The organism is Paenibacillus sp. ALE2 (assembly GCF_054113385.1).
On sequence record NZ_CM134213.1, the window covers coordinates 2,917,613 to 2,941,505 of the forward strand.

The window sequence follows — 23,893 nt, forward strand, 5'->3', positions numbered from 1 at the left end:
CGTGAACAACCGATTGCGTTCGTTGATGTTCCCCCTCTTTAATGTGCTGCTTAACGGATTCAATTTTTTCTTCCACATTGCAGCGAGCTGGTATCTTACCGGACAAGCCTATGGTCAGGCGAACGCGCTGTTGGCCCTCTTTGCACTGTTGTCCGTATTGGGCTTATCCATCCAGCTGTTAACCGCCAAGCTGGTATCCAAGGCTGACCAGAAGCTTCCGCTACGCAGCTTACCGCTCGGTTCTCTATTACTAAAAGCACCTCTAGTGCTAACTTTGCTTGCCATGATCATTTCACTGTCCTTTCATCCGTTGCTGGGTTCGCTATTGGGCGTTGAGTCCGGCCCGCTGTTCATGCTGTATGCCTTGATCGGATTGCATATTCTGGTGAGTTCGTGCCGTGGAGATTTACAGGGGAGGGAACGCATGCTGGCGCTCAATGTGAACTATTACATTGAGGTATTAGGGAAGCTATGCCTGTTTTTTATCCTGGCAGCCCTGGGATTAAGGCTGGAAGCCTTACTATTAGCGAGCTGTGGGGGAATGCTGCTGTCGTTGCTTCACGGCTGGATCGTTTCGGCCCGAGGCTTGTCCCTATTGACATATAGAGGAGAACATATCCCTGCTGGGTTATGGAAGTCACTAGGTCAGGATTTCACCGACAGCCTTATGACGAATTTATTCATTCTGTTTTGTATATCCATCGACATGTTGTATGTACAGCATTATTTTCCTGAGCAGGCCAGCAGCTATGCCATTGCGCTGAAGTACAGCCAGTTGGTCTATTACGTTTCGTACAGCTTGATTGCTGCCTTTATTCCAAAGATCGGTGCGCAGGGGCATGACCGCCAGGCTTTGGGCAAGTTAATTGTAATCTATGCTGGATTAATGGCTGTAGCCGCGCTGTGTGTATATGTGGGCACAACTTATATATTCCCACCCTCTATTCCCATATTATTTGGAGCCTCTTACCAGGCGGCTGAGGCCTATATTCCATGGGGAGGCTGGGTGTATTGGCTTTTTTCCATCGTGCTATTTTTTGTGCATGTGCACGTATTAGTGGGCAGACGCACCTTTATGTTCAGTCTGATGGCGGGAGCCGCAGCTTTATTAGTAGCCTTTCATATGGCTCACACAGACCCGATCGATTTTTTGTTGTCAGAGTTCATTGTGTACGGAGCTATGTCTCTCTACTTTGTGATAGATGCCTATATGTATTTGTTCAAAATAAAGATAAGGGGAGGAATCACCCCATGAATACCATACTAGAGCAGGACGATAAAACCGTAGTTCTATTGCTTTCCTGGCGTGACATTCGTTCTCCGAAAAGCGGGGGAGCAGAAATTTTCACCCATGAAATGCTGAAACGCTCACAGCAAGGTCGGTTTCAGTTCATTCATTTCTCACCTCAATTTGAGGGGATGCCTGAGCATGAAGTCATTGACGGTGTTACCTATATTCGAAAAGGAAACATATACAGTGTTATTTATTATGCGATGCGCTATTACCGTCGTCATCGGCAGCAGATTGACTATGTAATTAATCAAGCGAATACGCATCAGTTCTTTACCCGATTTTGGGTGGAGGCATCCAAGCGAATTTTTTTCATACATCAGCTAACAAGGGAAATATGGTATGAAAATGCCAGGTTCCCGCTAAATATGATTGGATTTCATATGGAGCCCCTCATGCTTAAGCTGGCACGGAAGGATCGAACGCTCACCGTATCCCCGTCTACCCGGTATGATCTGCTTAAGCTGGGCTTTCATCCAGATCGCGTTCATCTTTTACCGGAAGGCATTGAGTTTGATCATTGGCCGCGTGAACAATTTTTGACGAAGGAGTCTAACCCAACCTTCATGTATGCCGGACGCTTTGTTAAATATAAGGGCATTGATCTGGTCGTTGAAGCCTTTGGGCGGCTCAAGGAAAAGTTCCCCAAGGCTATGTTATGGATTGCCGGAAAAACCGATAAAACCTATGTGACAGAACAATTATTGCCGATTATAGAACGGTATGGATTGACATACGGAGAACCGGATGAACAGGGACAATCACAAGCCGATATTACCTTTTATGGATTTGTTTCAGCAGAGTATAAGCTGGAGCTGATGAGCCGTGCCCATGCGCTCGTATTCCCTTCCCTGCGTGAAGGCTGGGGATTGACGATTACCGAAGCGGCTGCGGTTGGAACTCCCAGCATTGTGAGCAATTCTCCCGGTCTGGTGGATGCGACGGATTTCGGAAAAAGCGGATATTTATGCTTTCACGGCGATATTCGAGGATTGTCTGAACAAATGGAAAGAGCGGCAGAGGGTGGCGAAGATTACATGGCCATCCGTGAGCGAGCGTACCAATATGCGCTAAGATTTCATTTTGATCATACAGCTGCCGCATTTGAGCAGTTGATGGAGAATTGGACAGAGGAGGCGGAACAGAGTGGACAAAGTGGTCATTCTCTTCTCCACGTACAACAATGAACGTACAATAGAGCCTTGTTTGCGAAGCTGTATGGGGCAAAATTACAGGGATCTGCATATTGTAATTGCCGATGATGGCTCCAGTGATCGGACGGTTGAGACGATTCGTATGCTGTCCGCAGGGAGCTCAGTACCCGTTACCGTATTGGAGCTTCCTCATGGAGAGCGGGGAGTTGCTAGAGTCAAAGCGGTTGAGGAAGCGAAGCGCTTGGGTGCCGAATACATATTTGTATTGGATTCCGATATGATTTTAGCCGAACATCTAATTCAGCAAAGCATCGACTTTTTTGACGATCATCAAGATATTGGCGCCTTGGTTATTCCAGAGGAGGCATATTCGGAAGCAAATAATTTTTTCTCCAAAGTAAAGGTTTTCGAGCGGAATGTAATTAACAACGCAGGAGAGACCTTGGGAAAACGCTCCATTGAAGCTGCACGCTTCTGGCGAATGAGCGCTTACGAATCGACAGGCGGATTTAATGCGGAGCAAATTGCTTTTGAAGAAATACAGCCAACCTTACGCTATATAGAGTCTGGCGGAGTCATTCGCCGGGCGGTTTTTACACGGGTATATCATGATGAAAAACAGGTATATTTGCAGGATGTATTACGTAAAAAAGCCTACTACTTCTCGGTGATGGATCGTACGATGTCATCTGAGGAGGGCGGATTGCGAAAGGCACTGGAACGTTGGTACTTCTTCCGTCCGGTGTTGTATACATGGGGGAATGTGAAAAACTACATCCGCCATCCGCTGCTAACGGGGGGGATGTTGTGGATGTACACCTGCCTGACTGTGATTGGGGTAGCCGCCGTGTTAAAGGGCGGCACCCGTCACTCAGGCGATTTCGCTAAGGCGGATAAGGCGTAACGATGAATGACCGAGGGTCAGCGTATCCAGCGAGTACAGGTCGGGATCGGAAGATTCCGGCTCCTCATACGGTATATATAATGAATGCGGAGTTAACTGAATACCTTCGCCAGCAGGATGACGCAGTGAGCAGCCGACAGGATACAGCTCAGCAAGTGCAATGTGTACGGCGGTTACGATATCTTGATCATTCAGCAGTACATACGGTCGGTACGGAGCATTCAAAATGCTGTTTATAAATTCCGATAGGTCAGATGCGACGTTCTGGTCTGCATACAGGCTGTTTCGATTGAGCCTAGCCTGATCAAGCGCCTCATACAGTATCTTTTTAAGCGTATCATCATCCAGCTCCAGCGGTTTCGTCAAAAAACGGAACACGCCGACTTGATTAATGGCCGATAAAATGGACTGCGTATGCAGGTGACCAGACAAAATGATGCGTACGATATGTGGATAATCTTTCTTAATCATACGAAGGAATGTAATCCCGTCCAAACCAGGCATAAGCAGATCGGAGACGACCACATCAATCGGGTGCTTTTCCAGCACTTGCAGGGCTTCTTTAGGCGTGTGAGCGGTATGTAAGGTGAATGTTTCTTGCGTCAATGTCCGTTCTAGCAGGGACAGCACCATGGGGCTGTCGTCAACAAATAGAATGTTTTGGGGTGTCATAAGAACTGCGCAACTCCAATCAGGAAGTAAGAAATGAGGAACTACATGTATAATATCAGCGTTTTGGCATTTTTAAAAGATGTCAGTACAGAACGGGCGTTGCGTCTTTTTTGTGAACGATTTGATTCGGTTGAACACGCGCTCTGGGAAAAAGGAATGCGTCTGCTTCACCAGTATCATGCTGCGCGACATACAGGGGTGACTCTGGCCGTCTCCAGTGCACTTCAGCATATGGACGATCGTCATGATATTTACGTTGTTGATCTGCGAGCATACAGCGAAGAAGATTTGGATCGTCTATATATCGCCAAAACATGCGAGTTGATCCTGCTAACGGACGGGGCAACGGAAACCGCTGCGAGGTTTGCCGCACTCCAGCGCCGCACTCCCCGGTTGCTGTGCGCACGGCTACCGCTGGTCAGCTACGAGCTGGAATGCCTGATGCAAGCGATTTTGAGCCGTCTTGAGCAAAATGGAGGGGTCAGGGCATGAAGCAGTGGGCTTTGTTGAAACCAAGTTGGCAAAAGCTGATCCTGTACCTGATGGTTTTGTGTGTGACAGTGTTCTTGGCCGCTGTGCTACAATGGTTCGTCATGCGGCAATTCAGCGGTCACTTGGCGGAAATTCAGAACGAGCAGCTCCAGAATGAGGTACAGGAACTGTCTGGCAGCATAACGGAGCATTATGCCGCATGGCAAGCTGAGCTAAAAGAGCTGTCGTCCAGTCTGGGCAGAGAGATGCTGAATCAGGGAACACGTCAATATACTGAGGGGTTTAAGCGTGAGAGCGGGTCTTTTTATGTGCTGGATGAACAGTATCATGTGATGGTCGGACGTGACAATCGTGAGATGAGGAATGCGGTCCAGCAGATTAAATGGCTGCAAAATGGTTGTGCGGTCAGCTCTTTTGTGACTGAGGATCATCAGCCTGCCCAGTACATAGCGTGCAGGATTCAAGGGGCGCAGACGGGCGGTTTTATGGTGCGTACAGTTGACGCTGAAATGCTTAGTGGAATTGTTAAAAGTAAGCCGGTGAATCAGCATGAGACTTTATTTTATAACGGTCAATTCAAGATCGTAGCTTCCCGAAGTACTTCGGATATCAACCGGACGGACATCACGAGTGTAACCCGTAGGCTGCTGGAGGGCAATACGGGTATCGTTGAAGATCGTGGAGAGAAATACGGAATAGGATTCAGCCGCATTGGGGAAGAGGCCCTTTACATATCGGTTAAGGATATCAGTCAGGATACTGCCCAGCGAATTAGCTCCTTTCGCAAACAGTTGTGGATGGTGATGGCTCTAATACTCATTATTTTGTGGGCCATGCTCATCCAGTTCCGCAAACGGATTGTGAAAGATGCCATCGTGAACAATCAAGTGCGTGACCAGCGGCGGGATGAAGATATGCGACAGCAGCAGGACACGTATTATTTGCCATTAATGCAGACGATTGAGCAGCAACTGCAAGAGCTGCAAGAACAGACTAGCCGTCTCACAGGCGGCGATGATTTAAAGCTGTTGGGATTTTATCAAGATCTAGCCAACCGCTTTGAAGTGTCGTCCAGTCAGGGAAAAGGAGCATCTCATGAGGAACTGGAGTATTTCCGCGAGCTGAATGAAAATTTCATTCAGGGTCGTCTCAGACAGGAATCCTCACTAGGAGAGTTACTGACAGGCGTCCGTAGTTTGCGTGATGAGCTGGAAGAGAAAATGCATGATAATAGTGGAATTAGCTTCACCGATATGAATGAGGTATTGTCCGAATCGCTGAAATGGGCGAACCGTTCGCTGAATATGAAGCACATTCAAGTGATCTTGCGGCAAGAGCCAGTTCCATCCATTGCAGCACAAGCACCCATGCTGTACAAAACGATACAGGGGCTGCTGGAAAATGCAGTGCAGGCCATGAACCAAGATGGAGAGCAACTGGAGGATCAGGAACGGAGCCGAACGGGTCTGCGGTCCAAGCGGCAATCTCATATGCTTAAGGTTAGCTCACGGCTGGAAGAAGCTGAAATTATGATTATCATTGAAGACACAGGCGGCGGGATTGATGACAAGATGCGTTGGAGCTATTTCCAGCCGGACTATTCCCAAAACGCACAGGAGCATACGTTCAGCCTGTATCACATGGATGCATATCTGAAGACTATAGGTGGTCGCTTAAAGCTGCGTAACACCGATCAGGGATTGCAGGCCATCGTTCATTTGAGAAGATAGATAGGCCCAAGATAACCAACAGATACAAGAGGTTCAAGAGAGGGGGACAAGTATGAAAAAGTGGATATTTCGCTACCGCTACGATATGGCGGCAATCCTATTGATGCTGGCTGCGATTGTCGCATATCTTGCCCCCATCTATGGATTAGGACAAATCGTATTCAGTGACATTGCCTTTGGAGCCACCTCTCATCGGTATTTGGAGGAAATAACCGGGGTATGGAACGAACGATGGTCTACCTCGACCTTGTTCAATGCTCCACGTATCCTGTACATCTTGCCCTTCTATGGACTTTCACTATTATTTGACGAAAGCGGCCCGGTCTTGCTCAAGTCGTTTATCACAGGCTTGTTATTTGTCTCGGCATTTTCGATGTATGCCTTTGCCAAGCGACTGGTCAGCGTGTATTATTCACCAAGTTTTACGAAAACCCGTATTTTTGCCATCATGGTTGGTTCGTTGTTTTACGCACTGAATCCGTGGGTTATTTTTCGCATCCAGCATATTTATTTGCTCTGTGGGTATAGTTTGTTTCCGTTAATGCTGCGATTCTTTTTCAGTGCGGTGGACCCCAAGTTTCAAATTCAACAAATTAAAAACTATCATCCCCATAAGTTGTATCAGCGGAACTGGATTGACCTGTTCCTGCTGGCTGCAGTATTCACTGTTAGTGCTGCGGCCATTCATTATTTTTTCTTCGGGATGATTTATTTGGGATTGTTCACCATGTTGCTCCTGCTCAAACTGACCTGGACTCATCGTAAAGCCGGGCGCGCCTATTTACAGCCCTTATACAGTAATTTTTTGCGTAAAGGCATGATTTTTGGTGTGTTTTTCGGACTGCTTAGTTTTTACTGGTTGTCCCTGTATGTAGGTAGCATGTTGATGGACGCTCAAGCGTCTCAGCATAATATCAACGTCGTGGATACGTTGTCTCTGTTCAGCCGTAATAGCAGTTTATATAATGTGGGTTATTTACTGAGCTATTGGTGGCCAATGTTTTCCTTTTCCTCACTGCCTGCGATGTTTTATGTAGGTGGGGGATTCTTATTGCTATTGATCGGATACGCGATGGTGACACGTTCACATAAAAATCCGATCATTCTGATCTTCTCGCTCCTTACGCTGTTATTTATGGTTGCAGCGACTGGAACGACATTTCCGTCCATTGCCAAGTGGTTTGTTATTTTGGTTACGAAAACCCCTGTAATTGGTTCGGTTTTCCGTGATCCTAACAAATTTATTGGACTGCTTTCCCTTAATTTCGGTGTGTTGCTGACCTTTGGCGTCATTCAATGTATGGAATGGTTTGGATCATCGCCGCTACAGCGTGTGTATAAAAAGCTGGCGGTTGTTATCGTCGTTTTGTGCCTGGGCGTATATTTTGCTCCCTTGCGTACCCAGTTCATTGAGGGGTACTACAAGCCGGTACAAGTGCCGAAGGCTTATAGTCAAATGGCTGAAAAGCTGACTGACCCAGATCGTTTTGACAGCAAGGCACTGTATTTTCCGATTGCCGATAATATGATTCAAAGCTATAACGGAGTAGCGACGCCCAAATGGAATAAAGGAAAAACGGCAACCGAGAAGGCAACCGGGGATTTTCAGGTATACTCTTCTCCTAAAAATACGATCTTTCATCATGAAGGCAATGATCCCGGTATCACATACTATATGAATTTTCTACAGTATGTTATGGACAACGGACTAAGCTCGCGATTAGGCTGGCTGTTCTCTACCTTTGGGGTCAACCAGCTGGTCTACCATGATGAATATGAAGGACAGGAGAAGCGGCAGGATTTCCACCTGTCTCAGCTGGAAGGTCAGACCGGGTTGAAACGTACGTATAAGAACGATTTGTTTTCCATATTCAATCTTGATCAGACACCGCCCTATATGAATATTCTTGCAAGTAAAATTGTGACACCTTACGGATTTAGCCGACTGGAGAGCTACAGTCATCTGCCTGGTTTTGATTTCAGCCGTTTTGGCGTGCTGTTCAGCGCGTTGAAGCCTGAGTTAAACACCATTCAGACGGTCAACAAGGGGGATTATGTGGAGGCAGCCTCCTTTAATGACTTGCTGTTGTCCCAGCTCCCGGCAGAGGATTACTTGCGGCCTTTTGATGCCATTGAGGATGGTAATGCATTTTTAAAATGGTCCAAAACTTTTGCATCAACCAACGATTGGTTGTGGTATTTATCCTCCCAAAATATACGGAACTTCCCGTTTGATATGGAGATGGATGCAGGGATTGCGGTCACCTTCGCCAGTAAGAAACTGGATGTGGCACCCTATCAGATGAGCAGTATTGAAGGCAAAACGGTGCTTGATTTTGACTCTATGCTGAGAACGGAAACCTTTTTCAAGCCTGATAATCCACAGTTGTTCAGTGTGCAGGCTAACCCCCGAGAGGAATCGAACGACGTGCCGACTCTGCATGGTGAGATTATGAAGGGAGATCCGAGTAATATATGGCAGGTTGCTAGATCGGGATTGCTAGAGGCCAAGGAAAATAACCCATATCAGTTCCACATCACCGTTTCTGGTCGTGGGACGAACAAAATGCATGTAAAAATGAGGTTTTATGATAAGCAAATGCGTGAGCTGGGGGTTAGCTATGTTGTGGCGCCTTCAGAGGGATATAATTTTGACAGTGTAAAATTTTACGGGGAATACGTCTCGCCGCCTGGCAGCTATTGGATGCGAATGGATTTGTTAACCCTCCAGCGTCCGCAGCAAAAAAATTACTGGTGGATTCACGATATTCAGCTGCGTGACTTGGGGAAATACAGCAAGCCCAACACGTTTACGATGCATAAAAAGATGGACCAGCCTCAAACCTCGCATGTATATGCAAGAGTGTTCATGAATAAGGCAGGCGGGAAATTGCAAGTCACACTGCCCGATGGAGTGGCTAACATCAAGACCCGTGATGAGGGACTAAACCAATTTCATTGGGTTGATTTGGGAGAACATGTTTTTCCAAAGGGAGATAACCCAATCACGGTTAATAACCTGCAAGGCTTTAATGCGGTCAATCAATTTGCGATTGTTCCTGTGGATCAACTGGATCGGTTATCTTTTCCGGTGGAGCAGGCATTGAAGCGGGGTAAGCTCTTTTTCACCTTGGAGGCAGAGAACGATTTTAATGCTCAAGGGAATGTGCAGACGGAACGTGCTTTACCTAGACTTAGTATGGGGCGGGGAATCAGTTACCAAAAAGGGACGTTAAGCAGAGAAGTGGAAGTCGCCAAAACGGGAACCTATGCCACAGCTATTTTGGCTAATTTACCTGCCGGATATGAAGGATCGTTAACCATGAAATGGAAGAATGAAGAGACTGGAGAGGTACTGACCAGAACGATTCGTACGGAGGACTCTTATAAGCGATTACCCGCTACCTCTTTATCCGAAAAGAAGGTTATTGAAACGGTGCCCAATCAGGATGGTTTTGCCAAGAAAAGCATACAAATTCCCGGTCTGCTGAACGACTATGGCCGAGTCGAATTTAAAAATCTGTTCTTAACCAAGGGAAAATATCGCTTAACCCTTGTACTGGACAGTCAGGTGCCGTCATTGAGCCATTTTGCAGATATTCATCGAATGGGCGGGCAGGAAGTGATCGTGATGCCTGGGCAGGACACGAAGGAATCATTGAGCACGGATGTTGGTTGTGTAGCAGATATTCGACCTGGCCAGACGGATCTATCCATCAAGGACACAGAACTGTCCATCCGTTACGCACCTAGCTATTCCTGTGATTGGAATATTTATGCGTCCAAAAAAATGAAGGCGGAACCGCTGCAAGAGTATGCCGTGCAGTTGGATGCACGGTCAGAACAAATTGGAAGCCGGCACATGAAGGTCATTTTCTTAAATAAAGCGTCCCAGGTTCTTCAAACCTCCTATATTGATGAGGTGGAGGAGAGAGATAAGGAGCAATGGAATCATTATGACCAGATTGTAAAGGCTCCGGCAGGAACCACCATGATGCAGTTTCAGATTTTAGCGCATGCGCACAAGAAGCAGACGGGCTTATTTCAAATGAAGCAATATTCCATCATCCCTTATCAAGCGATGATTACAGTGGATCAATTTACGCTGTTTGAGGGAACGGATATGGATACCTTTTTTATGGCACCACACGCTGCGGAAAGCATTCAGGCTACTCGTGAAAATTCCATGGAACGTAGTTTTACGCTATATAATCCAATGCATCAGCAGGTGCTGATCCGGGAGACGGAATCACCCAATCCACTATGGGAGTTCAGGCTGGGTAACGAAAATCAGCGAGCGCGTCTGTCTGTGAATGGAGTAACTACTGGATTCATAACGAATGGCAGCGGAAACGGTAAGGTTGTCGTTATTCTGGCTTCAGCCTACCGTTTTGGCTGGGTATTGTTTGTCATAGGGATCCTGAGCGGAGCAGCTTGTTTTCTTCCATATCGGCGATGGAATAAGCGGAAAATTCCATAAGAAGCAAGCTGCCCGGAGGGAAACAGGCGCCACAATATGGCTACATCTCGTATTTGTAGCCTCTGCCCCAAACGGTACGGATATGCTGAGGATTTTTAGGATCACGTTCAATTTTTTTGCGGAGGCTGGAGATATGTACGTCGATGGTACGGTCCAGATAAGCGCCATCTCCGCCTTTGACCCGATCCATCAGCTCGCTACGGGTAAAGACTTTCCCTGGATTGCTGGACATCTCTTTTATAATAGAAAATTCGATGTGAGTAACTTCGATTTCCTGGTCATCGACCAACAGGCTATGACGGTAATCATTCACCCAAACTCTTACCTTTTTAAGCTTTTGGGTTATCGTTCGTGATTCAGTGAGCATGTTGCTACCACTGCGGCGCAGCAAGGCTTTGATGCGGGCATTTAGCTCCCTCAGACTGAAAGGTTTGCATAAAAAGTCATCCGCTCCGTCATCCAGAGCCTTTATTCTTATATTCAGCAGGGTGTTATTAGAGATGACGAGCATAGGAACCGTGGTAAATTGACGGATGTGACTGATCAGCTCAGATTCGACTTTACCGGAAAACATTAGAGCGGTCACAATAATGTCCGGCTTAAAGTGCATTAATGTAGGAATTGCGAGTTTACAATCATAGATTAGTTCGGTATGATAGCCTTCCTCCTGAAGATGAAGAGCAATCATATCAGCCAAACTTTTTTGATCTTCAAGGATGAGTATTTTTATAGGCATGACTGACATCTCCTGTACGGACAAAGATACCATTAACATGGCATAACTATGTATGTTCTACGATGATACATACTTATGTATTCGGCAAAAGCACGAAAAGCAAACAGTCCAATAATGTAAGAAAATATGAATTTAGAGGAAGAAGGTTGCATCTTTGCGAATGATTTTATTATCCGGAGGCTCGGGTAAACGTCTATGGCCCTTATCCAATGTGAACCGTCCGAAGCAGTTTCTTTCCATCCTACGTCATGACGAGCGGCCGGAAAGCATGCTGCAACGGATATGGAGGCAGTTGGATGAGGCGAATTTGGCAGATCAAGCCTATTTTTCTACGAGTGGAACTCAGGTCGAACTGATTCAGGGACAAATTGGTGGAGACGCTGTAGTGATTGAGGAGCCGACTCAGCGGGATACCTTCCCGGCCATTTCCTTGGCTACCGCTTACTTGCATGACATTGCAGGTGCATCACGTGACGAGATCGTGGGGGTCATGCCGGTGGATGGCTATGCGGGGGATGAATTTTTCGAGCATCTGCGCAGGCTTCCTTCCATATTAGAGCAATCAGGAAGCCATATCGCATTGATGGGGGCTGTTCCAACGGAGCCCTCAGATAAATATGGATATATTGTGCCTTCAGCTCCTTTACTTGACCAGGAATATTATAGGGTGAGTTCATTTGTAGAAAAGCCCGATCTGATTCGATCTGAAGCCTTGATCCGTGAAGGAGCCTTATGGAACTGCGGAGTGTTTGCTTTTAGACTCGGCTTTTTATTGGATGTGCTGGCGCAAATGAGTTTACCAGCCGATTATAAAACACTTTCGACAAATTACGCAGACTTGCCTAAAACCAGCTTTGATATTGCGGTAGTAGAGCACACTCGTAAGCTCTCCGTGCTCCCATATCATGGAGAGTGGAGGGACTTGGGAACGTGGGATTCGTTGGTGCGGGAAGTAAGTTCAAAGCTAAGCGGTCCCGGATATATTTCGGAAGCATCACATGACTCGCATATCATCAATGAACTGGAAATTCCGGTTAGCATCTGGAATGTCCCAAACATTATTGTTGTTGCTGGGCCGGATGGTGTGCTGGTTACGGATCGACAATCATCAACAGGAATTAAGGATATGGTGGCAGAAATTGAAATTGGACCGCGTTTTGAGGAGCGATTCTGGGGAAAGCAAACGGTCTTGTCCCATCAACAAGCGGCAAGCGGGTTACAAACGGTCACCAAACGTGTTGTCATTTCGAACGGGAGATTTATCAGCTATCATGAGCATCAGTTCCGAAAAGAGGTTTGGACCATTGTTTCAGGAACCGGAAGTGTCTGTATCAATGGGATGACACAGACAGTCAGCCCTGGTATGGTCATCGTTGTAGAACCTGGTACCAAGCATTTTATAGGTGCAGTAGAGGGAGATTTGGAATTCATTGAGTCACAAATCGGACATATCGTATCCGAAACGGATATTATTCGATATGAATTTCCCGATTCGATTGATGCTCGTACTGTATAATCGCCTGCAATATAGGAACGGATGGGTGTAAACAAGGCTTTCCGAAGCGAGTGAAGAGCGCTAGGAACTATTTTTAATCAGCTTGATGATTTGGACATTCTTAATAAAAGGTATTCATGCGTTGTTCGCTTGAATACCTTTTTTGCATGAACAACTCTATTATTCTCAATGAAATGGATATAAAAGAGGCTTATAAAATGAGTTTTTTGGAGGTTAGCCATTCTTTTACGGCATCTGTACTGAGATCTCTTTTTGGCGTCCATTCTATTTTATCCACCAGCTTGCCGTTCCTGAATTCTGCAATCGTGGGGGTGTATTTTACGTTGTAATCTGCTTTGAACTTATTCCATTGGGATTTGTCCTTGTGAATTTTGTGAACGTTTAAAAAAGTAATTTTGGAGCCCAGATTATACTGTTCAATCATCTTGTTAAAGTTAGGCTCAAACCGATTGCAGTCGCCACAACTGGGTCTGCCAACATAGACAAATACACTTTGATCCTGCTGAATCAATTGTTTAAAACCATTCATTGTAACCGCATTCAAGTGATCATATATTTCGGGGTAATTGCTTTTGCTCGCTTGGATCTCTTTATCTTTCTGCTGAACTACCTGCTCCAGGTCTTGAAATTTAACTACAGCTGAAATAGCGATACCAATGATAAGCAACACAATGACACTTAACCCGGCGATATATCCTTTTTTCACAGAAATCCTCCTTTTTTTACAATCTCAAACTTACAATATATGATATTTCCATTTTTCGCTGTAACACTTGTCTCATGGTGTATAAAAAAGAAGCTTTCCATTAGGAAAGCTTCTTTTAGTCTGAAAGTTAAACGTTAGACTACAACGGTCAACAAGTAATCCTCACGCTTCACTTCCGTTTCCATGGTGTTCAGTACATCCAGATATTGAGCGGAATTGGTTACGATGATCGGCGTAGTCGTTGTATAGCCTGCCGCTTTAATTTGTTCGATATCAAATTCAAGCAACAACTGTCCTTGCTTCACCACATCACCCTCTTTGACGCGTTTGTCAAAGAATTGTCCTTTCAGCTTCACTGTATTAACACCAACGTGAATCAAAATTTCTGCTCCGTCATTGGAAGTAATACCGATGGCATGTCCGGTCGGGAATACTGTCGTAATCGTTCCGTTAACCGGAGAAGTCAGCACACCCTCTGTAGGATCGATCAAGATTCCTTTTCCCATAGCGCCTGAAGCAAAAGCAACATCAGAAGATTGTTCCAATGGCAGCACTTTACCTTGCAGCGGACTTACGAGGATTTCCTTTTCGATCGCTACTTCTTTTTTTACGGGTGCTGTTTCTGTTTTTGCAGCTTCTTCTTTTGGATCATCAAAGCCCAAAATCATAACCAATACAACTGCAAGTACAAAGGCAACGAGTAAGCCGATAACAACCCACAAGAACCCAGCTCCAAAATAAGTTGGCAACGCCAGTAAACTAGGCAGGGAGAAGGACTTTGCAGTTGCTCCGCCGGAAGCGATAATCGCGCCACCGATACCACCAGAAATACAAGCGTAAATGAAAGGCTTTTTCAATTTCAAAGTTACACCATAAATCGTAGGTTCAGTAATCCCGAATACAGCTGCCAGTGTAGAAGAACCAGCCAAAGCTTTCATTTGAGTATTTCGTGATTTCAGGAATACCCCCAGTGTTGCACCCGCTTGAGAAAGTACGGCTGCTGTAAGCATTGGAAGCATCGTGTCATAACCCAATGTTTGAATATTGGACAGCATAATAGGAACGAAGCCCCAGTGTACGCCGAAAATAACAAATACTTGCCAGAATGCCCCAGCAACAGCTCCGGCAATCAATGGGCTTAAATTGTACACCCATGTAAAACCGTTCGCCAAGCCTTGACTGATCAGGTTACCGACTGGACCAAAGGCCAAAAACGTCAACGGAACAACAACTAGCAGTGATAGCATAGGGACGATAATGTTTTTAACCGATTGATGAACAAAGGAATTAAACCAACGTTCCACATAGGACTGTACCCATACCGCGAGAATAATTGGGATTACGCTGGAACTATATTTTATCAGAATGATTGGAATCCCGAGAAAAGCCAGTTTTGCCGGATGGTCCACCGCTGCAATAACATCCGGGTAGACGAGGGCTCCAGCAACTGCGACCGATACAAAAGCATTCGTCTTAAATTTACGGGACGATGTAATAGCTAGGAATATAGGCAAGAAATAAAACACGCTGTCCGAAGCGGCGTTCAGAATGAGATACGTACCGCTTGCAGTATCAATCCAATGGAGCGACGCAATTAAGGCCATAATCCCTTTGAGCAAACCAGCTCCGGCAAGAGCACCCAAGAGAGGGGAGAAAATGCTGGAAATGATATCGACCGCTTTGCCAAGAAAATTCGTTTTTTCGGAAGATTCTTCTTTTTTCGCATTTGGATTATCTGCATCCTGCAGATTTGTTTCTGCCATCATATGCTCAAAGACCTGACCTACATTGTTACCGATGACCACTTGGAACTGGCCGCTGCTTTCCACCACTGTAATGACACCAGGTGTTGCTTCCAGTGCAGCTTTGTCCGCTTTTGTGCGATCTTTTAATTTAAATCTCAAGCGTGTAGCGCAATGGAATACCGAATTGACATTCTCTTCGCCGCCAACGAGAGTCACTATTTTTTTGGATAGCTCTTTATCACTCATGTTCAGAACTCCTTAAGTGTTATTCTTGCTACTGATAGGATTTACCGTTTACATTTGTTGCTGAGATGCGCCGGCGTGCATCTTTTTAAACTTGTAAACAAGAAAAACCTAAACTCGTGGTGAAAACTGCGCACTCCTCCTATAAGGGAACGTCGATTTCACCATCAGTTTAGGTTTTGCCTGCCTTACCAGTCACAATCCATGAACGATGAGGATATAAAGTTTTTAGCCTGATATGTTATTACGCTCAGTTACCCGATGAATGTGAATCGTTAGATATACATACTCATCTTTGCTTAAATATTGATCATATGTTTTTTCCAGATACTCATTAATTTTTTGGGAACAAGCAAAAGCCTCGGTATATGTTTGCTTTACCTGGTTGTACAAAAATTCTTCACCACTGTGAATAACCTCTTTGCGAATCACTCGCATTGCAAAATATTGCAAATGGGTCAAAAATCTCGAATAGCTAAAAGAAGACTCATCCAGCACAATCCCGTAATGATACGTAATAATATTCAATATGTGTTGGACAATCTCGGTCATTTTCAGTGTAGCCTTCATCTCGTTACCATCAATCCGTGCATTCACCATATGCAGTGCAATAAATCCCGCTTCGTCTTCGCCCAATTTTACACCGAGCGTATTTTCAATTTTTTGTAGAGCATCCAGCCCAACTGCAAATTCTTTTTTGTAAAAGCGTTTAATTTCATACAGCATCGCGTTTTTGAGTGCCAATCCTTTTTCTTCCCGCTGTATGGCAAAATGAATATGGTCGGTCAATGTTAAATAAATGTTATCACTTAACTCCGTATCCAGCACTTCGGCTGCATGGGTCACGATTTCATTCACGACCTCCAGATGAGACACAGGAATATCGTTTAGCAGCTCAGTTAGTCTGGCCGTGAACTCGTTTTCATTTAACATGAAAATCTTATCTATTTTATGATCATCGACTTGATCCCCAGCCACCTTTTTGAAGGAAATACCTCTTCCCATGACGATGACCTCTTTGCCTTTATCGTTTTTAGTCAACAGGACGTTGTTATTGAGCACCTTCTCAATAATCATTGAAGTTCCCCCTCCCATCCTTTACCAATAAAAAATGCCCAAGCACAATTCAACACTATTGTTAGCAATAGCACTCAATTGAACTCAGGCATTGCCCGCATCACCGGTCACAATCCTTCGATATAGTGCTATTGTAGCACAAAAAAAAGCGATTTCAACATATTTTATTCTCTTTCGACAAAAAATATTTCATATCAAGGCCCATTTGCCTAATTTGCAAGTCAATTGTGCCCTTAAGTAGTCGTACGCTCTATGAGGCTGTATTCTAGCGAATGAAGCTCCATTTGGCGTCCAATCAGCTGAGGGGAAAGCATGAAAAAGGCATTTTCCGCCTGAGCCATAATGGGATTTTGAACCGTTGTAATCCCCATGGTGTGCGCCAGCTCCGTGTTATCAAACCCAACAATCGCCAGATCTTCCGGTACCCTCAGCAATTGTCTGCGCGCTTCGCAGAGAATGCCCACTGCTACATAATCGTTAGCACACAAGATAGCCTCCGGAAATTCCTCCCGATGCTGTAACAAATTGCGCACGACCTGTTCGCCATCACGAATGTTATAAATAGAAGAATAGTTCCAGTGTGGCAGCATCGGCAGATTGTGTTCACTCATGATCTGCTCATAGGCTCGTTGTCTGCTGTGAGTATTGATGCTGCTTGGACGACCAAAAGCATTGGCTATACGTGTATAGCCTTTTTGTATCAAATGTTTTAATGCTAACATGTATCCTTCATACTGGTCCATAGCGACGGAGCGAATATCAGTATGCTCCATTCGTTGCCATGCCACGATCGGTCCATATTTGCAATAGGTACTCAAAAAATCAGTGTCATTCACGCAGGAAATGATGACCAGCGCATCGACTCTTTTTCTTTTTAAATCCTCGAAAGCTTGAAGCTCTTTCTTTTTGTCTTCTCCCGAAGTATAAATAATGGTTTGGAATTCATATTGGCCTGCGATTTCCACAAAGCTGTCCAGAAATGCCAGCACAATTTCATTGATAGTTGAAGTGATGATACCAATCTGAAGCGTCTGACCCTTGGATAGAGAGATCGCATTCCGATTAGGAACATAATCCAATTCCTGCATTATTTTTAAAATTTTAGCTCTGGTTTCTTGGCTTACATGGGGGGACTGATTTAACACTCTGGATACCGTAGCTTTGGAAAAGCCCGCCAGTTTTGCAATTTGATCAAGATTCGACATGATGCTTCTCCTCACCTGAGAAAAAAATACTTGACATGAAACGCGTTACAACAATTAGGATGCTTTATGAGGGCATTACGTCTATTTTAAAGCATCTGTCGATGCATTTCAAAGGAGAACGGTTACCGTTAGTTATGGATTCGCATTGCAGCACCTGACGGGTTACTGACTAAAGTGAAAACATTAAATTAAGGAAAGAGGTTTTCATACCATGACGAAGACGCTAAAAGGATTCCCGAAAAACTTCCTCTGGGGCGGGGCAACTGCAGCCAACCAATTGGAAGGTGCTTTTGACGTAGATGGAAAAGGTCTATCCAGCGCAGACATGATAGCCTATGTACCTAAATCAGAACGTAAGAACGATCATGCTATAGAAATTTTGTCCGAACGACTGGAGGACATCTTGGCAGGGAAGGTAAACGCCCGTTTTCCAAAGCGTGAAGGTGTGGACTTTTACCACCACTACAAAGAAGATATTGCCTTGTTTGCAGAAATGGGCTTTAAAGTATTCCGGATGTCCATCCACTGGTCGCGGATTTTCCCGAATGGATATGATGCCGAGCCGAATGAAGCGGGATTGCAATTCTACGACAATGTATTCGATGAGCTGCGCAAGTATGGTATTGAGCCTTTGGTAACACTGTCGCATTATGAAACACCGCTAGGTCTGACACAGAAGTATAATGGCTGGTTGGGACGCGAAGTCGTGGATCATTACGTAAAATATGCCGAAACGGTATTTACACGCTATAAGGATAAAGTAAAATACTGGCTGACCTTTAACGAAATTAATGTCATGACTATGAGCCCGTTTACAGGCGGCGGTGTGGTTATTGACCGTGTAGAAAACAAGCAACAAGCGATATATCAAGCATTGCACCATCAATTTGTAGCAAGTGCATTGGCGACCAAACGGGGACATGAGATCATTCCGGGCGCTCAGATCGGCTGTATGCTGGCCCGCATTGAAAGCTACCCACATACGTGTAACCCAGAAGATATCCTGAAAGCACAGCATGAAAATCAAATGAACCTGTTCTTTACGGATGTGCATGCTCGTGGGGAATATCCCAACTATATGAACCGCTATTTTGAAGAAAATAATATTGTGATCCAGACAGAACCCGGCGATGCCGAAATTTTGAAAAATAACACGGTCGATTTTATCTCATTTAGTTACTATATGACCTTGACCGTATCGGCAGGGCCAGAAGGCGAAAAGGCAGCAGGGAACCTGATAGGCGGTGTGAAAAATCCGTATCTGCAGTCTTCCGACTGGGGATGGCAGATCGATCCGATCGGCCTGCGTGTTACACTGAATACGTTTTATGATCGCTATCAAAAGCCACTGTTCATCGTGGAAAATGGCCTGGGTGCGTATGATAAGGTAGAAGAAGACGGCTCTGTGCATGACACGTATCGCATTGATTACTTGCGTCAGCATATTGCCCAAATGAAGGAAGCGATTGCTGACGGTGTTGATCTGATTGGTTACACCAGCTGGGGACCTATCGACCTTGTGAGCATGTCTACGTCCGAAATGTCCAAGCGCTACGGATTTATTTACGTTGATCTGGATGATGACGGTAACGGAACGCTTCAACGCTCCAAAAAGGACTCATTTAACTGGTATAAAAATGTGATAGCAACCAACGGTGAAGAATTGTAATTCCATATCGTTTTGGCGGGTACAGCAGAGAAAATCCTCAGGATGCAATCTGCTGTACCCGCTTTTTGTATAGACACTCTATTGATTCTTTCAGAGGGCTTCACAAATTTTTCACTTGTAATAAGCTGAAATTTTTCTGTATAATGAATAAAAATTTCATATGTCTGGTTGATGTTTGCGGGAGATGGAATGAAAGTTCCAACCGAAGGGGCAAAACTCTCAGGTGCTTAGGCTGATTTACAGCAACGAGCAGGGACCGTAAACGGACAGAACTCTGGAGAGACCCTTAATTGGGCGCCGAAGGTGCACCGCAGATCACATCTGCTTAAACTCTCAGGCAAAAGGACAGAGACGCGAATAACCTGTGACAGGGATAGCCCTAGGCTTTTTATAAGCTTTTAGAGGTGAAATCCTGCACAAGATGGTTGTATTTTTTCGTGCCTTTAACCTCTCCAGGAGTCGAATCAACAGATTTGACTCTTTTTTGTTTTCTACTATGCTGGAGGAGCGGGTTGAAATGAATTTGGTACATGTGTTAGAAACGATTAGCAGTTGGATATGGGGGGCGCCTCTCATCATCCTTGTTATGGGAACGGGGTTATGGCTGACCATACGTCTAAAAATGTTGCAGGTATTCCGCCTGCCCCTGGCGATCAAGCTCATCGGTAAGGCCCCGAATGAAGGTAGCGGGGATGTAAGTAGTTTTGCAGCTTTGAGTACGGCATTGGCGGCTACCGTCGGTACAGGAAGTATTGTCGGTGTAGCGACAGCCATTAAGCTGGGCGGGCCGGGTGCCTTGTTCTGGATGGTCGTTGCAGCCTTCTTTGGGATGGCGACGAAATATGCGGAAGGTGTACTTGCGGTAAAATACCGGGTGAAGGATCGGAATGGACAATTTTCCGGCGGCCCGATGTATTATATTGAAAAAGGCCTGGGACGCCGTTTTAAACCGTTGGCGATGCTGTTTGCTTTTTCAGGGATGCTGGTAGCGTTGTTCGGAATTGGAACATTCCCTCAGGTCAAGGCGATTGTATCTTCGACTGAAAACAGTTTTGGCGTTCCGCCGATTGTAACGGCGCTGACAATTGCTGTCCTTACAGGTCTTGTGACCATTGGTGGACTCAAAAGCATTGCCAAGGTATCGACGAAGGTCGTTCCTTTTAAAACAGGCCTGTATGTATTAATTTGTATCATTGTACTGATTCGATTTGCTGACCAACTTCCTGCCGCAATTGCGCTTGTGCTTCATTCGGCATTTTCAACTACATCGGCAACCGGCGGATTTGCAGGAGCTACGATTATGCTGGCCATGCGCAGTGGGGTAGCCAGAGGTATTTTTGCCAACGAAGCTGGATTGGGGAGCGCACCGATTGCAGCCGCAGCTGCCAAAACCAAATGGCCTGCGGAACAAGGGCTGATTTCCATGACAGGCGTATTTATTGATACGATGGTTATTTGTGTGATGACCGGGTTGACGTTACTGGTTAGCGGGGTGTGGAGCGGGCCTACCGATGCAGGCTTGATGACTCAGCAAGCCTTTTCCAGTGCATTTCCGCTGGGAGCAGAGCTGCTCACCATCATCCTGATTATGTTCGCATTCACCACCATGCTCGGCTGGAACTATTACGGGGAACGCTGTGTTGAATACTTGCTTGGGGTTAAGTGGATCAAGCCTTATCGTTATTTGTTCATTGTACTGGTTGGCGGGGGCGCGTTCATTAAACTGGATGCGATTTGGCTGCTGGCAGATATTTTTAACGCCATGATGGCTTTTCCGAACCTGATTGCACTGCTCGGCTTGTCGGGAATTGTTGTTGCAGAAACCCGGACTTATATGAATTCCTTGTATCCTAATAAGAACAAGGGTATTCTTGCTGGTGCCAATGTAGGGGCGGCTATCCAAGTAGAAGAAAAGGGACAAACGGTAAATTCATAAATACTAAAAGGGAGTATCCTCAGCCATCACAGGCTTGAGGGTACTCCTTTTTTTAGGTTATAAGACTGGTGATTACCGACATTTTATTTATTCTGAATATCTCTTAATCCATAACGTTTACAAACCTAAGAGTTATTACATGGGAGCATAATCGTAATTTGAAAATGCGAATCCGTAATAGTTGTATTTAAATAACCACCATATTTCTTTATCACTTGCTGGATGTTAAGTAATCCATACCCATGTTTTTTTAAAGGGGGATTGTATGTTTTGGTTGAGAATGCTGTATTGAGATAATTACTTTTTGAATTGCGAACATAAATCCATAGGGCAATATTATCGGTGAAAATTTCCAAATGAATTGAATGCTCTTTCTTTCTAGGAAGCTGCATTACAGCTTCAATAGCATTATCGAAAACATTACCTAAGACAATACATAGATCATGACTTCCAATACTAATATTTGCCGGGTTAATATGGATTTGATGGAAGAAAGCTATCCCACTTTTATTAGCGATGCTGAAAGTATGATTTACTAAAGCATCAATAACGAGATGTCCTGTTGTTATATGAAGTTTTGGTGAGTCTATATTTTTTAGAGTTTGGTTGATGTGATTAACACCCTCTTCCGTCCTCTGTTCTTGTAAACAAGCACGGACAAAAATTAACTGTTTTTTGAAATCATGAATACTTCGTTTGATATCACTAAGAGATCGAGTTGTTTCTTTATAACGTTTTTCTTGCATCAGCATTTGCTTTTGAAAAAAGCATGAGAGGTTTGACTTTTCTATCAACTTGTCCGTTAGAAAGACAATAATCACGTTCATTCCAAGAATACTGATGATTGACATTATAAAGAATAAATTATGTTTCATAAAAGAAAATAAACCGTAATGTATGAGCAAGTTAAACGATGTTCCTATTAATATTACAAAATAATACACAATCCCTATCTTGTATTTCCTTCCTTTTTTAAAATAATGAACTACTAGTACTGTAATAAGTATGAAGTGTAAAGAGGCGAAAAGTAAAAAAAGGTTAACTATTGGATTGGAAAAATGACTTTGCTTTGTTGTGCTAAATAAAAATAAAGAGTAATTAGAAAACGAGGTGACATTAATGTAAACGCAATGATTCAAAAAACTCACCCTTCCTGAAAACGAGAAATTATAAAACGAGCATACGCCTCACGAAGTGATTTAGCGTGAGAACGACCTACAGGGAATTCTTGTTCGTTTGACATAATAACAGAAGTAGCTGAAAACTTACGTATATGAACTAAATTCACAATTATTGACCTATGTATAAACACAAACGGATATTTTAATTGTTCATAAACCGCTTTCAACGTTCCGGAAATAAAATAGTTGTGTGAATCCGTTGCAATACAAAGTTCATTATGGATGTAATTGTTTTCACCTTTTGAGATGGCTATGATCTCAGAGTGTCTCAATACAAGATGCTCAGTTTTATTTTTCACAGACAGAAAGTGGGATACTGAAGAACGCATATAATGACATAGTTTATTTATTTTTTCTACAAAGAGTTTATAAGTAAGGGGTTTAAGTAAATATTGAAATGCTTGTACTTCAAAACTTTCTAGCATGTATTCTGGATAGTTAGTTAGAAATATGATTTGAACTTCTCGGTCAGGAAAAAGGCGAATAAGTTTTGCAGTTTCAATTCCCGATAATTCCCTCATTTCAATATCTAACAAGATAATATGAAAGGGGTATCGCTCTTGTGAACTGTAAGATTTGATTAGATCTTCCCCAGATAAAAAGAATTGTAGATTAAAATCTAAGGATTCACTTACTGACATACACATGAAAAAGTGTTGTAAAATTTTATGCATTGCGGGATCATCGTCACAAACAGCAACTTGAAACAAATAGACCACCTCAAATATGTTATATAAATCCAGTATATTGTAAAAAAAGTCTATTCGAAGTGATGTTTTACATATGAAAAAAATTACCATCAGGTTATGGAATTTTTGTTAGTAAAAGTTCAAATGCATACTTATACTGTGGAGAGGACGTAGCCCAGGCGAGGGAATGGATACGTTCTTCTTTATTGCTTAGAAACCTTATTTTCAGCCTTTATAAAAGTATTCAGTTAAGGCTCTACTGGTTCAGTTCGCGTCACGATAACGGCAGGAACAAGCAGTTGCACGCTCCTAGTACTTTTAATCTTTGTTGCTGTCTCAAGCAGTCTAATCCTTTACTTTCTTTGGACATATAAACAAAGAATTAACAAGTAACGTACTTTGCCATTAAAGAAATATAGGTAACAAAAATATTAATCTCACATGAAGCTGACATATTTGGTTGTTGA

17 protein-coding genes and 2 riboswitches are annotated in these 23,893 nt (G+C 44.2%); of the genes, 9 read left to right on the top strand and 8 right to left on the bottom strand.

The genetic code is table 11. The annotated features are described in order from the left end of the window. Position 1 precedes the first annotated feature (1 nt). The 3 genes from ACXHJ1_RS12790 to ACXHJ1_RS12800 are packed head-to-tail and all read left to right on the top strand — an operon-like array spanning position 2 to position 3,349. Positions 2–1,255, top strand: coding sequence for a transporter (locus ACXHJ1_RS12790; RefSeq protein WP_457904725.1), 1,254 nt, complete (start codon positions 2–4; stop codon positions 1,253–1,255). Then, positions 1,252–2,478, top strand: a complete 1,227-nt coding sequence (locus tag ACXHJ1_RS12795; RefSeq protein WP_457904726.1) for a glycosyltransferase family 4 protein — start codon at positions 1,252–1,254, stop codon at positions 2,476–2,478. Before ACXHJ1_RS12790 ends, ACXHJ1_RS12795 begins: the two co-directional genes overlap by 4 nt. Beyond that, positions 2,438–3,349, top strand: a complete 912-nt coding sequence (locus ACXHJ1_RS12800; protein ID WP_290404178.1) for a glycosyltransferase family 2 protein — start codon at positions 2,438–2,440, stop codon at positions 3,347–3,349. Before ACXHJ1_RS12795 ends, ACXHJ1_RS12800 begins: the two co-directional genes overlap by 41 nt. On the opposite strand, the gene ACXHJ1_RS12805 is transcribed toward ACXHJ1_RS12800, so the two are convergent. Next, complete coding sequence (locus ACXHJ1_RS12805) at positions 3,317–4,021, bottom strand: response regulator (protein WP_044787387.1); 705 nt, start codon at positions 4,019–4,021, stop codon at positions 3,317–3,319. The two genes, ACXHJ1_RS12800 and ACXHJ1_RS12805, sit on opposite strands and share 33 nt — an antisense overlap. Before the next feature lie 45 nt (positions 4,022–4,066). On the opposite strand from ACXHJ1_RS12805, the gene ACXHJ1_RS12810 reads away from it, so the two are divergent. From ACXHJ1_RS12810 to ACXHJ1_RS12820, 3 genes are read left to right on the top strand one after another with little or no spacing between them, the layout of a single operon-like run. Further along, on the top strand, positions 4,067–4,513 hold the full coding sequence (locus ACXHJ1_RS12810; protein ID WP_457904727.1) for a hypothetical protein: 447 nt from the start codon (positions 4,067–4,069) through the stop codon (positions 4,511–4,513). Further along, positions 4,510–6,243, top strand: coding sequence for a sensor histidine kinase (locus ACXHJ1_RS12815; RefSeq protein ID WP_457904728.1), 1,734 nt, complete (start codon positions 4,510–4,512; stop codon positions 6,241–6,243). The genes ACXHJ1_RS12810 and ACXHJ1_RS12815 overlap by 4 nt, the downstream gene beginning before the upstream one ends. A gap of 52 nt (positions 6,244–6,295) precedes the next feature. Beyond that, positions 6,296–10,723, top strand: a complete 4,428-nt coding sequence (locus ACXHJ1_RS12820; RefSeq protein WP_457904729.1) for a hypothetical protein — start codon at positions 6,296–6,298, stop codon at positions 10,721–10,723. A 40-nt stretch (positions 10,724–10,763) separates the two neighbouring features. Here ACXHJ1_RS12820 and ACXHJ1_RS12825 read toward each other — a convergent pair whose 3' ends face one another. Beyond that, on the bottom strand, positions 10,764–11,459 hold the full coding sequence (locus ACXHJ1_RS12825) for a response regulator transcription factor (RefSeq protein ID WP_016818602.1): 696 nt from the start codon (positions 11,457–11,459) through the stop codon (positions 10,764–10,766). Between the two features lie 160 nt (positions 11,460–11,619). Between ACXHJ1_RS12825 and ACXHJ1_RS12830 the strand changes: the two genes are divergently transcribed. Then, positions 11,620–12,975 (top strand): sugar phosphate nucleotidyltransferase, encoded by a 1,356-nt coding sequence (locus ACXHJ1_RS12830; RefSeq protein ID WP_090890481.1) that lies wholly within the window; start codon positions 11,620–11,622, stop codon positions 12,973–12,975. Positions 12,976–13,165: 190 nt separating this feature from the next. Here the strand turns inward: ACXHJ1_RS12830 and ACXHJ1_RS12835 are convergent, their stop codons facing one another. The 4 genes from ACXHJ1_RS12835 to ACXHJ1_RS12850 all read right to left on the bottom strand — a co-directional run bounded on the left by ACXHJ1_RS12835 (position 13,166) and on the right by ACXHJ1_RS12850 (position 17,951). Beyond that, positions 13,166–13,681: a thioredoxin family protein gene (locus tag ACXHJ1_RS12835; protein WP_457904730.1), complete on the bottom strand. Its 516-nt coding sequence runs from the start codon at positions 13,679–13,681 to the stop codon at positions 13,166–13,168. 134 nt (positions 13,682–13,815) lie between these two features. Then, entirely contained in the window at positions 13,816–15,672 is a 1,857-nt protein-coding gene (locus ACXHJ1_RS12840) for a beta-glucoside-specific PTS transporter subunit IIABC (protein ID WP_017427395.1), read from the bottom strand. 225 nt (positions 15,673–15,897) lie between these two features. Continuing rightward, positions 15,898–16,746: a BglG family transcription antiterminator LicT gene (gene licT, locus ACXHJ1_RS12845; protein WP_107734860.1), complete on the bottom strand. Its 849-nt coding sequence runs from the start codon at positions 16,744–16,746 to the stop codon at positions 15,898–15,900. A 233-nt stretch (positions 16,747–16,979) separates the two neighbouring features. After that, positions 16,980–17,951, bottom strand: a complete 972-nt coding sequence (locus ACXHJ1_RS12850; RefSeq protein ID WP_107734859.1) for a LacI family DNA-binding transcriptional regulator — start codon at positions 17,949–17,951, stop codon at positions 16,980–16,982. Positions 17,952–18,162: 211 nt separating this feature from the next. On the opposite strand from ACXHJ1_RS12850, the gene ACXHJ1_RS12855 reads away from it, so the two are divergent. Both ACXHJ1_RS12855 and ACXHJ1_RS12860 read left to right on the top strand, forming a co-directional pair. After that, on the top strand, positions 18,163–19,620 hold the full coding sequence (locus ACXHJ1_RS12855; protein WP_457904731.1) for a glycoside hydrolase family 1 protein: 1,458 nt from the start codon (positions 18,163–18,165) through the stop codon (positions 19,618–19,620). A gap of 168 nt (positions 19,621–19,788) precedes the next feature. Continuing rightward, a riboswitch (glycine riboswitch) is annotated at positions 19,789–19,873 on the top strand. An 11-nt stretch (positions 19,874–19,884) separates the two neighbouring features. Beyond that, positions 19,885–19,979: riboswitch (glycine riboswitch) on the top strand. A gap of 158 nt (positions 19,980–20,137) precedes the next feature. Then, on the top strand, positions 20,138–21,556 hold the full coding sequence (locus ACXHJ1_RS12860; protein WP_039269192.1) for an alanine/glycine:cation symporter family protein: 1,419 nt from the start codon (positions 20,138–20,140) through the stop codon (positions 21,554–21,556). Between the two features lie 125 nt (positions 21,557–21,681). Here ACXHJ1_RS12860 and ACXHJ1_RS12865 read toward each other — a convergent pair whose 3' ends face one another. Continuing rightward, positions 21,682–22,302 carry a sensor histidine kinase gene (locus tag ACXHJ1_RS12865; protein ID WP_225164800.1) on the bottom strand — a complete coding sequence of 207 codons (621 nt, stop codon included), beginning with the start codon at positions 22,300–22,302 and terminating at the stop codon, positions 21,682–21,684. A 398-nt stretch (positions 22,303–22,700) separates the two neighbouring features. Next, positions 22,701–23,447: a LytR/AlgR family response regulator transcription factor gene (locus ACXHJ1_RS12870; protein WP_226888824.1), complete on the bottom strand. Its 747-nt coding sequence runs from the start codon at positions 23,445–23,447 to the stop codon at positions 22,701–22,703. Positions 23,448–23,893 lie beyond the last annotated feature (446 nt).